The organism is Candidatus Chlorohelix allophototropha, assembly GCF_030389965.1.
Taxonomy (GTDB): Bacteria; Chloroflexota; Chloroflexia; order Chloroheliales; family Chloroheliaceae; genus Chlorohelix; species Chlorohelix allophototropha.
Map to the genome: position 1 here is coordinate 1,014,808 of NZ_CP128400.1, position 15,261 is coordinate 1,030,068.

Annotated in this window: 14 protein-coding genes; 7 read left to right on the forward strand and 7 right to left on the reverse strand. The window is 46.8% G+C overall.

Annotated features, from left to right (window positions below):
* The first annotated feature begins 60 nt into the window (after positions 1-60).
* The 4 genes from OZ401_RS17010 to OZ401_RS17025 all read left to right on the forward strand — a co-directional run bounded on the left by OZ401_RS17010 (position 61) and on the right by OZ401_RS17025 (position 5,066).
* On the forward strand, positions 61-1,719 hold the full coding sequence (locus tag OZ401_RS17010) for a PAS domain-containing sensor histidine kinase (RefSeq protein WP_341471641.1): 1,659 nt from the start codon (positions 61-63) through the stop codon (positions 1,717-1,719).
* A gap of 15 nt (positions 1,720-1,734) precedes the next feature.
* Complete coding sequence (locus OZ401_RS17015) at positions 1,735-2,442, forward strand: response regulator transcription factor (protein ID WP_341471642.1); 708 nt, start codon at positions 1,735-1,737, stop codon at positions 2,440-2,442.
* Between the two features lie 349 nt (positions 2,443-2,791).
* Positions 2,792-3,484, forward strand: a complete 693-nt coding sequence (locus tag OZ401_RS17020) for an NUDIX hydrolase (protein WP_341471643.1) — start codon at positions 2,792-2,794, stop codon at positions 3,482-3,484.
* Between the two features lie 40 nt (positions 3,485-3,524).
* A complete protein-coding gene (locus OZ401_RS17025; protein ID WP_341471644.1) occupies positions 3,525-5,066 on the forward strand; it encodes a Fic family protein in 1,542 nt (513 codons plus the stop codon).
* A gap of 22 nt (positions 5,067-5,088) precedes the next feature.
* Here the strand turns inward: OZ401_RS17025 and OZ401_RS17030 are convergent, their stop codons facing one another.
* The 4 genes from OZ401_RS17030 to OZ401_RS17045 all read right to left on the reverse strand — a co-directional run bounded on the left by OZ401_RS17030 (position 5,089) and on the right by OZ401_RS17045 (position 8,875).
* Positions 5,089-5,622, reverse strand: a complete 534-nt coding sequence (locus OZ401_RS17030) for an acyl-CoA thioesterase (RefSeq protein WP_341471645.1) — start codon at positions 5,620-5,622, stop codon at positions 5,089-5,091.
* A 24-nt stretch (positions 5,623-5,646) separates the two neighbouring features.
* Positions 5,647-7,524, reverse strand: a complete 1,878-nt coding sequence (locus OZ401_RS17035) for a WD40/YVTN/BNR-like repeat-containing protein (RefSeq protein WP_341471646.1) — start codon at positions 7,522-7,524, stop codon at positions 5,647-5,649.
* A 98-nt stretch (positions 7,525-7,622) separates the two neighbouring features.
* Positions 7,623-8,201 (reverse strand): c-type cytochrome, encoded by a 579-nt coding sequence (locus OZ401_RS17040; protein WP_341471647.1) that lies wholly within the window; start codon positions 8,199-8,201, stop codon positions 7,623-7,625.
* A gap of 92 nt (positions 8,202-8,293) precedes the next feature.
* Complete coding sequence (locus tag OZ401_RS17045; protein ID WP_341471648.1) at positions 8,294-8,875, reverse strand: hypothetical protein; 582 nt, start codon at positions 8,873-8,875, stop codon at positions 8,294-8,296.
* A gap of 311 nt (positions 8,876-9,186) precedes the next feature.
* Between OZ401_RS17045 and OZ401_RS17050 the strand changes: the two genes are divergently transcribed.
* From OZ401_RS17050 to OZ401_RS17060, 3 genes are all read left to right on the forward strand, one after another.
* Positions 9,187-10,842, forward strand: a complete 1,656-nt coding sequence (locus tag OZ401_RS17050; RefSeq protein WP_341471649.1) for a sensor histidine kinase — start codon at positions 9,187-9,189, stop codon at positions 10,840-10,842.
* Entirely contained in the window at positions 10,839-11,519 is a 681-nt protein-coding gene (locus OZ401_RS17055) for a response regulator (RefSeq protein WP_341471650.1), read from the forward strand. Before OZ401_RS17050 ends, OZ401_RS17055 begins: the two co-directional genes overlap by 4 nt.
* Before the next feature lie 224 nt (positions 11,520-11,743).
* Positions 11,744-12,451 carry a hypothetical protein gene (locus tag OZ401_RS17060; protein ID WP_341471651.1) on the forward strand — a complete coding sequence of 236 codons (708 nt, stop codon included), beginning with the start codon at positions 11,744-11,746 and terminating at the stop codon, positions 12,449-12,451.
* Positions 12,452-12,500: 49 nt separating this feature from the next.
* Here the strand turns inward: OZ401_RS17060 and rplS are convergent, their stop codons facing one another.
* The 3 genes from rplS to OZ401_RS17075 form a co-directional block, all read right to left on the reverse strand.
* Positions 12,501-12,869, reverse strand: coding sequence for a 50S ribosomal protein L19 (rplS, locus tag OZ401_RS17065; protein ID WP_341471652.1), 369 nt, complete (start codon positions 12,867-12,869; stop codon positions 12,501-12,503).
* A gap of 84 nt (positions 12,870-12,953) precedes the next feature.
* Complete coding sequence (locus OZ401_RS17070; protein WP_341471653.1) at positions 12,954-13,346, reverse strand: carboxymuconolactone decarboxylase family protein; 393 nt, start codon at positions 13,344-13,346, stop codon at positions 12,954-12,956.
* 17 nt (positions 13,347-13,363) lie between these two features.
* Positions 13,364-15,199: an ArnT family glycosyltransferase gene (locus OZ401_RS17075; protein WP_341471654.1), complete on the reverse strand. Its 1,836-nt coding sequence runs from the start codon at positions 15,197-15,199 to the stop codon at positions 13,364-13,366.
* Positions 15,200-15,261 lie beyond the last annotated feature (62 nt).

The following is a 15,261-nucleotide window of genomic DNA, read 5'->3' on the forward strand; positions in this document are numbered from 1 at the left end:
TGTTTATAAACGTATATGGTAAAATAGAAATAGAGTAATGATTGGAAATGGATTGGAATAATGAAAAAGCCGCGTTTACGCAACAACCAAAAGCAGGTTAGCGAAGAAACCCGCAATCTGTTGGATACTGCAATAACAAATCTGGTGCAAGCGTTGGGCAGCAAAGCCAGCGTGTTGGTCTTTTGGGACGCTTACCGTGAAGCGCCAAGCCGTTATTCCACCTACGGGTTATCACCAACTGCCCTCAAGGAAATTCAACCCACCCTAGAAGATTTAACCCGACGACTAGCAGAGCGTAGTGGCAGCGGAACTGAAGAATTGGGTGCGCTACAGGCTGAGATTAACTTGCAACAGCTTAACACCCGCATTGTGGCATTGCCAATCCAATCTGAAGGTCGTTTCATTGCCGCCCTGTGCCTGTTGCAACCCGCCAGCGTTCACCTCGAAACCACCGATCTAACGGACTACCCAATGGCAAGCTCTACTCATCAGTTGGTCAAGCCGGAGGAAGATTTTATCTCGCCTGAAATCGAACCCGGTTTCGCCGTTGAGCCGGCGGAATTGGTAACGCGCAATGCCCGTTTGGTTAAACGTTTGGTGGAGGAAAACCAATGGTTGCAAACTATCTTCAGTTATAGCCCGGATGGTATCCTGATTGTCAACGCCGACTGTAACATCATCGGGTTTAATCCTGCCTTTTCACGTCTCACCGGATGGTCGGTGGATGAGTTGCGGGGACACAATTGTGATGAGGCATTGCGTCTGAGTCCAAAAGGCTTTGGCGAACATTGTCGAGTATTATGCCCGCTTAAGATGGGACTGATGACAGCCTCCGGTCCGGCGCAACGCCATGCCGAAGTGGTACTGATTACCAAGGATGCGGAGGAACGCGCCGTCGAATTAAGCTACTCGGTGATACTTTCACCGCGAGGCGATGTACTGGGTGGAGTAATCGGGGCGCGCGACATTACGGCACGGAAAGAAGCGGAAGAGTTGCAAAACACCTTTCTTTCGGTGGTAAGCCACGAATTGCAAACCCCTATCGCCATTATCAAGGGCTACGCAGGACTATATGCCGATGAAACTACCGAAATCAAGCCCGCGCAGGTACGCGAGAAAATGAAAATCATCGAAGAAGAGAGCGAGCGTCTGAGCAAGTTGGTGGATAATTTGCTGTACGCATCGCGCATTCAGGCGGGCGGCATCGAACTAGAGCGTAACCCGATTGACCTAGAAAGGCTTATCCGAAGAGTAGCGCAGAAAATGAAAACGGTCAGTAACCAGCATTTAATAGGAACGGATTTGCCGGAAGACCTTCCTGCGGTGCTGGGCGATTACGATAAAATTCAGGAAGTGCTGGTGAATTTGGTGGAGAATGCTATCAAATATAGCCCGCACGGTGGCGACATTATTATCAGCGCAGAACCTACCAATACCGAAGTAATAATTCGGGTTTCGGATCAGGGCATCGGTGTTCCAGCCGCCGATCGTGAGCGTATTTTTGAACGTTTCAGTCGTTTGGACAGCCGCTATGTGCGTGAGCGCAAGGGGGCTGGGCTAGGGCTGTATATTTGCAAAGCAATTGTAGAAGCACATGGCGGACGTATATGGGTGGAAGCAGCAGAGTCGGGCAATATGGGTACGCTCGGCTCACGTTTCTGTTTTTCATTGCCGCGCGAGGTTCCGGCGCAACTCCCGGTATTATTCGGTAAGATATAGATTGGATTTATAACTATGAATCAGACTATTCTTGTAGTAGATGACGAACAAAAGTTAGTTGAACTGTTGCGAACTATCCTTGAGAAAGAAAATTACCTTGTGCTAGAAGCGCACAACGGCTACGAAGCGATTGAAAAAGTGCGCTCCGATTTGCCAGACCTAGTTTTGCTGGATGTGATGATGCCCGAAATGGACGGTTTTGAAGCGCTGAAAGAAATCCGGCAAGCCAGCAATACGCCCGTTATTATGCTTACGGTACAGGCTACCGAAGCTGATAAGGTGCGCGGGCTGGAATTGGGCGCGGATGATTACGTGGCAAAACCTTTCGACCATCGCGAATTACTGAGCCGGGTTAAGGCAGTAATGCGCCGTGCCGCCATGCCGCCTAGCATCAGCCGCAGTGACGGGCTTATCAAGGTTGATGAAATTTTCAGCATAGACTTTGACAAACGCGAGGTGATTGTACGCGGGGAAAGCCAGAAATTGCGCCCTACCGAATACCGATTGCTCTACCATATGGTCAGTAACGCCGGGCGATTGCTAAGCCATGAGAGCTTGCTAACCAAAGTGTGGGGACGCGAGTATCGCGATGATGAGCAACTCTTACGGCTTTATATTACCTACCTGCGCCAAAAAATCGAGCAAGACCCTTCGCACCCAAAGTATATTCTAAACGAACGTGGGTTAGGGTATCGTTTCGTTGATTTCGGAGAGGTAAAATAAAAGACGGCGCATTTCGCGCCGCCTTGGCAGTAGTAAAGTTGGGTATTAGATAGCATCTGGGTAGTATTCCGTAGAAAGTAAATTGCTATTGCGACTAGGCTTTACACCGCCGAAAAAATAAAATAATAGCTAAATTGCGCCCTGTTAACCTTTGTTTTAGCTCGAAATGGCTTATGCTCTAACCTGAATTAATTATAGTTCTGCGTCATTTTTAGCGAAATGAGTTATTAGTACCTATCTTCACATAGTATTTTTAGCAGTTTTTTTCATAGGACTATTATAGGGATATGAAGCATATCCTCTCTGAAAATGCTAAAATAGTTTATCAATAACGAGAAGGTGATGCGGTATGACAATTGCCCGGAGAGATAGCGAAAAATACAGCGCCGAAAAGTACGAGCGACCTTCTGTAACGGTGGACGTGCTTGTTTTCACGATTGTGGGAGACGAACTAAAAATCCTGCTGGTCAAGCGTGCGGCATGGCCCTTTGAAAATTACTGGGCATTGCCGGGTGGCTTTGTGCAAATGAATGAATCGCTGGAACAAGCCGCCATTCGCGAGTTGCGAGAGGAAACCGGCGTTTCCGATGTCTATCTTGAGCAGCTTTATACTTTTGGCGACCCCGGACGCGACCCCCGCACCCGCGTTATCACCGTCGCGTATATCGTGCTGATTACCGCCGATGCACTGGAACTGAAAGCCGGTTCGGATGCAGGTGAGGCGCAATGGTTTCCGGTTAAGAAGATACCCGCTCTCGCCTTTGACCATCAGAAAATAGTGGAATACGGGCTGAATCGCCTACGCAGTAAGCTTGAATACAGCAATATCTCTTACGGGTTGCTCTCTACCGAGTTTCGCTTGAGCGAATTGCAGAAGGTGTACGAGGTGATTCTGGATAGGCAATTGGACAAGCGCAACTTCCGCAAGAAAATCCTCTCGTTGGGCTTGTTGGAAGCCACCGGCGAAAAGGAGATTTCGGGCGCACACCGTCCCGCCATGCTCTACCGTTTCAACAAGAAAGAAATCGTCTTCTTCGACTAATACTGGTATTTCAAGCACTATACAAAGCCAGAGGATTTTTATGTCTTCCTATGAATTTATAAAAGATTTGCCGGATAACTGGAATGAATTAGCTTCGCCAGATCTTAAAAGAATGCATAAATTCTGGCTTCGAGCCAAGAAACAATTTGAAGAAAACAACTCGGAAGAATTACGCACGTTTAACTCGCAACTTGCCCGTGAATGGTCTATTGAAACCGGGATAATCGAGAATATTTATAGTATTAATCGTGGTATTACCCAAACTCTAATCGAAAAAGGCATACAGGAAAGCTATATCCAGCATGGTTCAACCGATAAGCCTGCTGAAATTATTGTTCCAATATTAAACGCCCAAAAGAATGCGCTTGAGATGGCTTTCAGTTTTATTAAAAATGAGCGGAAGTTATCGAGTTCATTCATAAAGGAATTACATGCAGCCATAACGCAACATCAGGATACAACGATAACTAAAGACGTGTTCGGTACAATAAAAGAAGTACCTCTCAGGAGAGGGGATTGGAAACTGCTTCCGAATAATCCTACTCGATCAGATGGCACTGTATTCTTCTACTGCCCTCCAGAGCACGTTGCGGCTGAGATAGACAGGTTATTGGAAATGCACATCAACCACCAAAATGAAGGTATTGCTCCTGAAATTGAAGCAGCATGGCTCCATCACCGTTTTGCTCAAATCCACCCTTTTCAGGACGGCAACGGACGGGTTGCGCGTGTATTGGCATCGCTTGTCATGATTCGCGCTAATCTATTTCCGGTAATTATCTATCGTGAACAACGAAGTGAATATATAGATGCCTTAGAAGAGGCTGATAGTGGTGATCTGGTAAAGCTTATAGGATTGCTCAGCCAGAATCAAATGAGGGCGGCGAGGCAAGCTATTAAATTTGTGGAAACTTCTGTCCCAGAGCCTATCCTTCTGGAAAAAGATGAGATTGAAGTCATAATTAAATCAGGAGTGGAAGCTCGCAGGAGAAAAAAAGAAAAAGTCCAGAAAGAGTTACTAGAAACTTCATCGCGACTATCCCATTTGCTGGAAGAAATTACCTATCAAAGATTAGTTGAGATAGCAGCTATTCTAAATAAAGAATTTAAAGAATTCGATAAAGACAAATATAGGAATGAGACTTATGCACAGGTAAGAACAACTGAGGAGCCAGATTTTCCTCATCCTGGGGTAGTTATAAACTTTATTTTAGATTGGGCAGATTATTCATCAAAAAAAGCTTATTTTAAGTGTTTAATTTTAGAATTTGATGATATTGAAACAATTGAAATAGGTTTCTTCTTCCAATCTATTGGTTATGAATTTAGAGGAGGAATGTGCGTTTTAGGTGGGATTTGGGATCCGGGATTAAATATTTTGGATAAATTTGGCAAACAAAAAAAAATATTTAGAGACGAAACAATGTTAACCGAAGACTTCTTTAATCTAGAAATATTAGGAAACGAATTTCATTTCTCAGATTTAGATTCTGAAAATGAAAATGAGCTAGTACGCAATTATAAGGCTTGGTTTGAAGAAAACCTTAAAGAAGGCTTACGCATTTGGCACGACCATATCTAAATCTTCCAATCAGACCTGTACTCTACAAATCCTTGAGTTCTGCCTCGATTTTTTTGGCGCGTTCGCGGCGGCGAAGGGCGCGTTCGATAATGGCGAGTTCCGCATCATCGGCTGGTTCAAGCGGAGGTACAGGGGTAGGCTTGCCGTTAGCGTCCAATGCCACAAAAATTAGCTGACTGCTGGCGACATGCCGCACCTCACCTGTAATTAAATCCTCGGTGTTAACCTCTACCCGCACTTCCATACTGCTACGCCCCACATAATCCAGCGCAGAATAGATATACAGCACATTGCCGATATAGGCAGGCGCGAGAAAATCAAAGCGATCTACCCGCACCGTCACCACCGGACGTTGGGAGTGCTTGATTGCCACAATCGCTGCCGCCTCGTCCACCATACGCATAATCACGCCGCCATGCACATTGCCATGCCCGTTCGCATCCAGCACTTCCATAATACGACTGGTGGTGGTGCGGGAATAGGCAATGCTGCGCCCTTTAGTCAAATCCACTTCGGGCAATTCACGCCGCGATAAAATTCTGTGGAAAGCGTCCATACACTCAACTCCTTCTTATACAACTCAGGATTTGGGGAGCCAGCCCCGCGCCTGTAGCACCTGAACGCCTAAAGGGGCAAGCGAAACGGTAGCGTTAATAATCTGAAACTTGGTGCGCTCGAAATACTGCACTAAAACCGTCTTGCCGTCTGCGCCCTTCTCCTCGATTTCCTCGGTAATAGGGTAGCCAAACACCGCCAAGCCGCCGTTACTGTCCCAAAAAATCTTGAAAGCCCCCTTAAGGGTATGCTGAGTCACGTCAAAGTAAACAAGCTGGTTGGTGGTAGCTACAAAGCGAGCAGGTACAATATACTTCCCGGCTTGCGACTCTTTGCCTAGCAACGCCACCTTGATTTCCTGACCGGGAGGCTGATTGGGCAGAAATTCCAGCTTGGCGCGTTCATAATATTGCACCGTGCGCCGAACGCTCTGCTGCTGATCGAACTCACTAAATTCTTCAGTAATAGGCAAGCCGTAAATATTGCGTCCGTTATTGCGCTCCCAGAAATTCTTAAAGCCACCCGAAATATAATGCCCGGTTTCGGTAAAGTACAAGCGGGTAGTATCGGTAACAGTCGAATCGGGCGCAGCGACCCGCGCTGCCGGATTTACCCCCCCGTACAGCGAAAAGTCGGCAATAACCGAACCATCGGTAATAATATTGGCATATTGCCCGTTGCCAAAATCCTTGCTCTCGTAGCGTATCAACTTACCGTCACGGTTGAGGGCAAATAGTAGTGAGTTGCTGTAAACGGCATCAGAAGCGCGAGTAGGCGAAACCATAGTCAACAGCAAAGGATTAATCAAAAGGTTGGAAGAAGGCAAGCCGAGACTATTTCCGGTTAGCGTAATACCATCGCCCTCGGTAAGCTTTACCCAGCGCGTACCGTCGCTGTTGCGGTAGATGCCACTATTGGTAGCAGCGTAAACCACCCCGCGCCTTTGTGCATCGGAAGCAACGGCATAAACCCCACGCTCAGGCAACCCGTTACCGACTTGCACCCAACTCTTGCGGTCAGGGGTAAGGCGGTACAGCCTGTCGCCATCCCCGGCAAACACTCTTTCACCGGGCGCTGCCAACAGAACTCGCAGCGTACTGCGTGGGTCAGGAGTAGTGGTGTTTTCAGACCAATCACCAAGCGCGTTCCAGCTAACCCCACCATCCCGCGAAATCTTCACCCGACTCCAATCTTCCGCTTTTTCATTCGGCGCGTAGGAAGTCGTCATGTATAAATATTGGTTTACGTTCGGGTCGAGCGCAATTGCGATAATATTCGAGGTAGGGGGAAAGCTACCTGCGGTCGGCGGTATCCAGTTTTTGCCGCCATCACTGCTTAAATAGACCCCGTTCAAAGCGCCGTTAGCGGCTACCAGCAAGTTGTTGTTACGCGCAATAACTTTTACCAGCGAACGACCTGCCAGCCCCAAATTTTGCCAGCTTTTGCCGCTATCGCTGCTTTTGAAAAGCCCTTTTCCATCGGTTGCAGCATATAAAGAACGCTGCGCATCATCAGAATCTATTGCTACGCTCAATACTGCCACACCCCGAAGCGTATCGCCCACATCCTGCCAGCTTTTGCCGCCATCGCTGCTTTTCTTCAAACCTACAGCAGTAGCCAGATAAAGGCTGTTCGGGTCTTTGGGATCAATTAGCAAATCGCAAATCTTCTGAGAGGGTTGGTTACTGCTAACAACGCTCGTAGCTGAAATACTTACCAAAGCGGTAGGACTGGCGCTTTTGGGTTGGGAAGTATTACTGCCACTCAGAACACCTACCACCGCCAAAATTCCCAAACACAATAACGCCACTGCGCCTACTATAATTCCAAACCGCCTATTTCTAGGAGGCGGGGGCGTTTGGAGTGGCAGGGTTTCGTTTTCTTTCCCGCTAGTTGCAACCATAAGGCAGACACCTATATAAAAGCGTAGAATTTACGCCTCAATCGTTTCAAGTAATAACCGCCCTGATTTTACTACAGAATCGGGGAGTTTGCCTTAAGCTAGTTCAGGCTTTGCAGGAAAGCGTAAATATCCGCTACTTGAGAATCGGGTACTTCTTCCTGTCGAAAAGGAATCATTGAATTACCGGTGGTAGGTCTAGGATTGCGCACTTGCATTAAAACCTCAGCATAGCTTAATTTTGTAGCCGCTATTTTTGGACCATATGCACCCTGAGCGGTTGGTCCGTGACAAGCTGCGCAGCCCACCAGAATAAATAGATTTTTGCCACGCTCAGCAGCAGTGCTACCCACCACCGAAATAGTAGTCACAGCCACTGTAGCAGTCGCGGTAGGTTTGGATACCGGAGGCGTTGTGGCGGTCGTCACAGCCACCGTGGTAGTAGATGTGGTAGTTGTGGTTGCAGCGGTTGTGGTGGTTGCTGTAGTTTGAGTCAGAAGAGGTAAAGTGGCAGTGGCAGCCCCAGTAGTTGCGATAGGAGTTATATTGACAACAGCTTGAGTATTAGAAACAGTAGTGGTAGGAGCGGGGGTTTGAGTTGCCTCATCACTACAGGCTGCCAATAACAGCCAGCAAAATAAGCCAGCAAGTAAGAAGTTAATCGATTTTTGTCTTTTCATGAGCCTCATGTATTACCACAAAATGAAGGGCAACCACAGCGGTACAGGAAGCCGTGATGCCCCTCTTCCAATAGTCCGTTTAAGCCGCTATTTTACTTCAGATTAGCTCTGCGACGCAACACTAGGATACTGCCCGCTATTGCTACCACTAAAGCAGCAGCTATAGCACCGTAACCTAACAAGGGATTGCCACTTTCAACTGCGCCACCACCAGCACCGGTTGCAGGCAAAGCGGTAGTCGCCGCAGCCGCGGATGCTACGATATTACCACATGATACATACACCGCTACTTCCTGAGCAGATCTATGTACATTTATAGCGGTTGGCGTAGACAACAAGCTAGCGATGGTGACATTGACTTCAGTAGTAGATTTACCATCCACTACGTTGGTGAGCGGGTATTTGACCCCCTTCAAATCGCTACCCAACGAGCAAACCCCATCATGAATATGGATAGGCTGCGCTACACCCGCAGCGCCGGGAGTAATACTAACATCCACACGAGTTTTACCACCACCAATATCGGTCAGAGTAGCAGTTCCATTTTGTCCGGAACTATTCTCCGCACCAAGTTGGATTGTAATTGTTTGAGGGGTCTGGGCAATAGCCGATGTAAGACCGGCTAATAACAAAAGCAATGCCAATAATAGCGCAACCAAACTTTTCTTCTGCATTTATATAACCTCCTCGGTTACAACAATAAGGTAATCAAAATTAACCTAATATTTAGTCTATTTTGGGAGCTAGGGGCTTGAACGATTTTGCTTAGTAATTGTTACGGGTTTAGAACTAGGTACATTCCAGTGTAGAACTAATCTATTATAGAGTGGAAAATAATTTTTATTCATCCCACAAGTGGGTGAAATTGTGAACCAAGTGGGGGTTTAAGTTTCACATGCCTTGTATTCTTCTATACAGCTTGTTATGCTGATTCCACATCTATCTTGCCTAAAATTATAATAAAATGGGTTTAAGGTGTGAGGAAATGCAATTGCTCAGAGTTGTTCCCTTATCGCAAGAAGCTACTTTTTTCAAACTGATAGCGCTGTACCGTTGTTTTGCTATGATTCCGCCAACGGTAGCATTACTAATGGCAGGCTCAACCAACACCGATTTGAATTACTTATTATATAGCATAGCGTGGGCAAATACCCTGCTACAAACCTTCTACCAGTTGTTTTCACCATTGAATCGGAACTGGCGCACCCATCGCAGGCAAATGCTTTTGCTGGTGGGTTTGGAATTAATCCTGTGTGCTGCCTTGAACGGTATGAGCGGTATCTGGTCGAGTCCCTTTTACCTTTATTCACTTGCACCGATCTTCCAAAGCGCCTTTTTCTACGGTTTAAGAGGAGCGTTGCTTAGCGCTACTACGCTCAGTGTGAGCTACGCCTTCGCCCTCACCTTGAGCATCTATATCACGGAAAAAGGGGGGAATTGGCTAGTATCGGTTACACTGCTAACCGGATTTTTTGGCAGCGCAGTGTTATATGGCTACCAATCGGTGATCTCTAACCAACTTCGCAAATATGCTGCCACTATAGAACAATATCGCGCTAATCTAGAAGAGCAAAATCGCGACCTAGAGCAAGCGAATAGGCGATTGGAACAGTTAGGGATTTTCAGCCGCGCGTTGCAAGATGGCAATACATCGGCACAGGTTGAACATCTGGCGGTACGTTATATCTGGCAATTTTTCGGACATACTTCTGAAGATAACCTGCAATTGCTAAAAAACGAGGAAGCCGCCGGTTTAATTCAAACCACGCAAGAATCAGCCTTACTATTTGAAGATAGCGAAGGACGAATATACCGAGTTCAGATAAAGGGAAAGCCGCATTTGCTCATCCCTCTAACCTACAAAGATGAGCGATTCGGGGCATTACTGGTAACAGAGTCCGACACAAACGGTAATGGACAGGAACAAAGAAAATTGCTGAGTTTGTTGTCAGATCAGTTGGCACGTGCCCTCGGTAGCCTGCGCCAAAGCCAAGCGTTGGCAATCGAAGCCGAACGCGCCCGCCTTGCGATGGATATGCATGACGTGGTGGCACAATCGGTTTTCGGCATCGCCTTTAATCTTGATGCCTGCTTGAAATTATACGACCGTGAGCCTGAGCATGTGCGGGAGCGCCTGAACGACCTTAAAAGCAACGCTTTTGACATGCTTGGAAGTGTACGTGCTATAATAAATGATCTGTGGAACGAACAAAACGGCGACACAGATTTCAACACCCTAGTTGAAACCTTTATTAAAAAAGCCGGGAGGCTCTATCCTTTCAAAATCCAATTGCAATTTAGTGGACAAAAGCTGAATCTTGAAAAAGATGTGCAGAAGGGGCTTTATCGCCTGTTGCAGGAAGCGCTCTCCAATGCTGCTAAACATTCTGGAGCAACGCAAGTCATAGTCAGTTTGCGAGAATCTGAGCAGAGCGTAGAATTGGAAGTCACCGATAACGGGGTCGGTTTTGACACCGGAATTTTGCCACAGGTTGGGAGAGCCAACGGTGGCATAGGATTGGCAGCGATGCGTGAACGGCTAGAACAGCTAGGAGGCACTTTCTTGCTTTACTCCTCTCCCGATGCAGGCACTCGGCTTTTAGCAAAATTACCATTTAAAGTGCCTTTAGCCACACTATGAATCAACAAACACCAACCGAAACCTCCCAAACTCCTAAAATTCGCCTGTTGGTAGTTGATGACCATCAAGTGGTGCGTAAGGGGTTATCGTTGGTACTAGGGCTTGAGCCGGATATGCAGGTTTGCGGGGAAGTGAGCGATGGCAGAACAGCGGTTGAAGCAGCCTTGCACCTAAAACCCGACCTCATCTTAATGGACTATAAGTTACCCTATCTCAACGGCATTGAGGCAGCTAAAATCATAAAGATGAGCTTGCCTTCCTGCAAGATTATGATCCTCACAGGGGTTGAGGTAAATGCTACCATCTTTGAAGCCCTTCAAAGTGGCATCGACGGTTATATTCTGAAAGAAGTATCACCCGAAGAGTTGATAAGGGCGGTCAGGCAAGTGGCAGCAGGAGAAGGATACCTTCACCCCGCCGTTACCCGCAAAGTATTAAACAAACTCAGCGCCCCGGCAACGGAAGAGATGCGAGCCGATGAGCCTTTAAGTGAACGGGAAAAGCAAGTTTTGCAAGGAGTAGCAAGGGGACAGAGTAACCGCGAAATCGCCGAAGTGTTAATCGTTGGTGAGGAAACGGTGCGAACCCATCTTAAAAGCGCCTTTCGGAAACTAGGAGTTAACGACCGAACATTAGCGGTTGTTGTAGCACTTAAAAAAGGTTTGATTCAACTTTAGCGCAGATTACAAAACTGAAATCCTACTAAATCCCACAACTTTAAGTCAGTTACGCTACAAGATTAATTAATGATTCCATAGGAAAAAGGTAATAGGACTACTTGGCTATATTCTTAATATTATTTTAATTGCACAATTACACGATTATAGGTTAAGCTTTATACAGAGCCAAATAATAAAGGCTTTTGAATACGGGTATGGGTATTAAGATAAAAAATACTAATATGCTTAAAACTGTTGAAACAGAACAAAGTCAGCAAGCAATGGAAGATATGTCTGAGAAGACTAGTGAAAAGCCATTGGTTGAAGCATGGGGAAATCATATCCTCATCATTGACGACAGCAACCAAATATGTAGTTTGCTGGTTTCCAGCATCATAAGCCAATGCGCTGCTGTTAGCCGAAACGTACAGGTAGTACAAGCTTCTGCTTTGGGCTTACTGGTTACTATGCCCATCGTTTTCTCGCAGGATGATTCCCCGGATATTTTAACAATATATACTGCAAATAATCCTAAAAGTGCTTTGCCAGTTCTCCAACTCAATACACTTTCGAACCTAACCATAATTTGCGATATTATGACGCCCGCCGATACAGAAGTCGGCTTGTTTGGTTTATTGGAAGACTTAACTGCAAAGCAAGTGCCGGTAAATCTGGTATTCGCCAGTAGTGAAGGGCAAAATCGCTATTATGTTGAACAATTAATCAAACAACATAAAGCCTTCTTTGTGGAAAAAGGCAGCCAAGCATGGATGGAGTTGCCGTTTGCGTTGGTACATCGTCGTTCAATGTTCCAGTACAAAACCATTGTTCGCAGCGATTATGATAGCGGTTTCTTGAGAGGAAGCAAACAAAAAGCTGAGGAGCGTCTTAGAACGCCGGAAATAAAAAAATCTTGGTGGCAAAAGCTGTTCTTTTGGTGGAAACAATAACAGGAGAATAATAAAAAGGACGCGCCCGAAGCGCGTCCTTTTTATTATATTATTTACTTTCTCGCTTCTCACGAATACGAGCAGCTTTGCCGCTCAAACCACGTAAGTAGTAGAGCTTGGCACGGCGTACTTTACCACGACGCACAACTTCGATTTTGTCGATGCGAGGAGAATGAATCAGGAAAGTGCGCTCTACTCCGATACCGTGAGTAGCGACACGGCGTACTGTGAAACATTTATTGATTCCACCGTTGCGCTTGCTGATTACCACTCCTTCAAACTGCTGGATGCGTTCTTTGTTACCTTCAACTACCTTAACGCCTATGCGCAAAGTATCGCCCGGGCCAAAATCCGGGATATCGCTGCGTAACATCGGCGCGGTTATTTCATTGATTATTTCTAATGCTGGTCTAGACATTTCAGCTATTACCTCTTATTACTTACTTCCGCAATTATTTTGGATTTATTAGCGCAAGAAGGGATTATAGCACCTGAGCTTACTCTAGTCAAATTTTTCGACCTCCCAAACCTGCTTCCACAACTCCAATGCGTTCATAAAGACGGGTACGCCCGCCGGTGGCAAGATCAGTTCGAGGAATTGTAGAGCCTCTTCAGCGGTTACTCCGAGCCGTTTTAGCACTTTGAGGTGGGTGATAATGTGTTCCGCGCTGCTACCTGCCACGATGATTGCAGTGGTGATTATATATTCTTTGGTGCGGGCATCCAGCAAGCGAGGGGAAGTATAGGCAGCCGCCAGCAAATCATTGTAACTTTTGAGGAAATCCAAATCATAATGCGCCATCAGCTTGTGGAAATCCAGCAAATAGCCGCGCTCCGCTTCCATTTTCTTGAGATAGGCAGTGCGCTCTTGCTCACGGTCGGTATCGTCAGACATCCCCGTTGCTCCTTGAATTAAGCTTTGACTTTTATCTCGGCAAAACCCTGCCGCCCGCTCTGCAAACCCTTCGCCGTTACGGATTGTGTAACCGCATTAAAAGGCTTGAATGTAATGGTGATGCGTCCCTGTGCATCTGCTATAACGATAGGCAAACTCTGCGCCTGATTGTCCCAGCTTACCCACACCGAAATTTTTTCGTTGGGGTCGTAACCATCTCCGGTAAAAATATAGGTCTGATCAAGCGTCCCTTCGAGTGGCGTTACACTAAGCGGACGGTAGAGCGGCCCGCTAACAATCGAAAAAGCGCCGTAGCTTGCTACATGATGGTATCTACCTTTTAAATCATCTATCGTTTGTTTATTCCCGGCAGTGTCAATATGCAACCAAGCATAGGGCTTATCATCTACCACCGTCCGCGAAAAGCCTTCAATTTCTGAGATAACCCGCAAGCCTTGTGCTTTAGAATTGGGGAAATGCCAACCATCCGGGCGATTGGTCAAAACCGTTAGGGCATAGATATAGCTGTAATCGCCCCCGTTCGCCGCTTTCGGGTTGGGGAAATGCACCGGAATAACCACGTTGGTAGGTAAATTCCCGCTTTCGGTCTGTTCTTTGAACCATAGCGCCACCTGACGAACATTCCCATCCGGGAAAGCGTCGGCACGATCTAATGTGGTCTCTGCAAACAAGCCGAGCATTACCGCGAATATTGCGCCACCGCCAAGTATTGTTATTAATTGCAATTTCCGTTCCGAAACGCTTTTAAAGAGTGCCTTTGTGCTTATTGCCACTGCACGGCTCACCAGCCAAACCACTACCGGCAACAACAACAGCAAGTTAGAAACCGGATAACGTGCGCTGCCCGGCGCAATATTATTGGTTGGAAGGGTGGTAATAATGAATATACAGAACTCGCCCCACACTAAGGCGAGATATGGGCGCGCTTGCCGCACTCGAATAACCAACAACACAGTGCCAATAACCGCTAGTGTGGTGAGCCAAGGCATCAGGTTAAACATGGTGCGGGGATAAAATAGCAGACGCTCTAACAGGTTCGCATTCTGGTTCGCATCGGCAGCCAGCGTGGCATTAATCTCGCTGGTCAGGCTGACAAAACCCCACGGTTTCCCCAGTTGTAGCCAACTTGCCAGACACCAGATAAAGGCAAAACTAAAGGGTATTGCTAATATCGGCAGAATTTTCCAAGAGAACTTGGCTTTTCGCAAGACAAGAAACAGCGCTATCCCGCAAAAGGCAAGGCTATAAAACCACGCTTCGTAACGTAGCATGGTTGCACCTAGCAAACCCAACGCGCCAAATGAAAGATGCAGCAGGCGGCGTGTTTGCAGCCAACGCGCGAACCACATCACGCCTATGCTCAAAAACATATGGGTGAGGCTTTCCGCCATCCCGCTCATGCCAAATTTGATTTCCCAAGGGAAAAGAGCCACCAACGCAGCACAGGCATAGCCGTAGCCCTTGCCAAACAGCCAACGCGCTAGAAAAAAAAGATTTAAGGTGGTAATACAGGAAGCCAGTAGGTTAACGGCACGAGGTTGCCAGTATAAATCTGACCAAAAATTCATGAGAAAGCCGTTAAGCCAGAACTGAAGCGGCAGCCATGCATCCACTTCTAGTCGTGGATTTTGCAACCATTCCCAAGCATGCACCGAGCGGGTAAAGCCATCCCCATCATATTCGAGGTAGCCGCTGCGGTATAGCAGCAGGGTAAGCCCGGCTTTCAGCAACAAAACACCTGCCAGAAACAGCAACGCCAGCGGCATTTCTTTGCGGTAAAACGGTTCGGATGTTATTTTTTTTGTCTGTTCTTTGGTTTCTATCAAACTCACTCAAACCCGCCTGGCAGAATTTTTCACCTCTTTTATAACGTCTGCACCCGGCTACAGGTTGC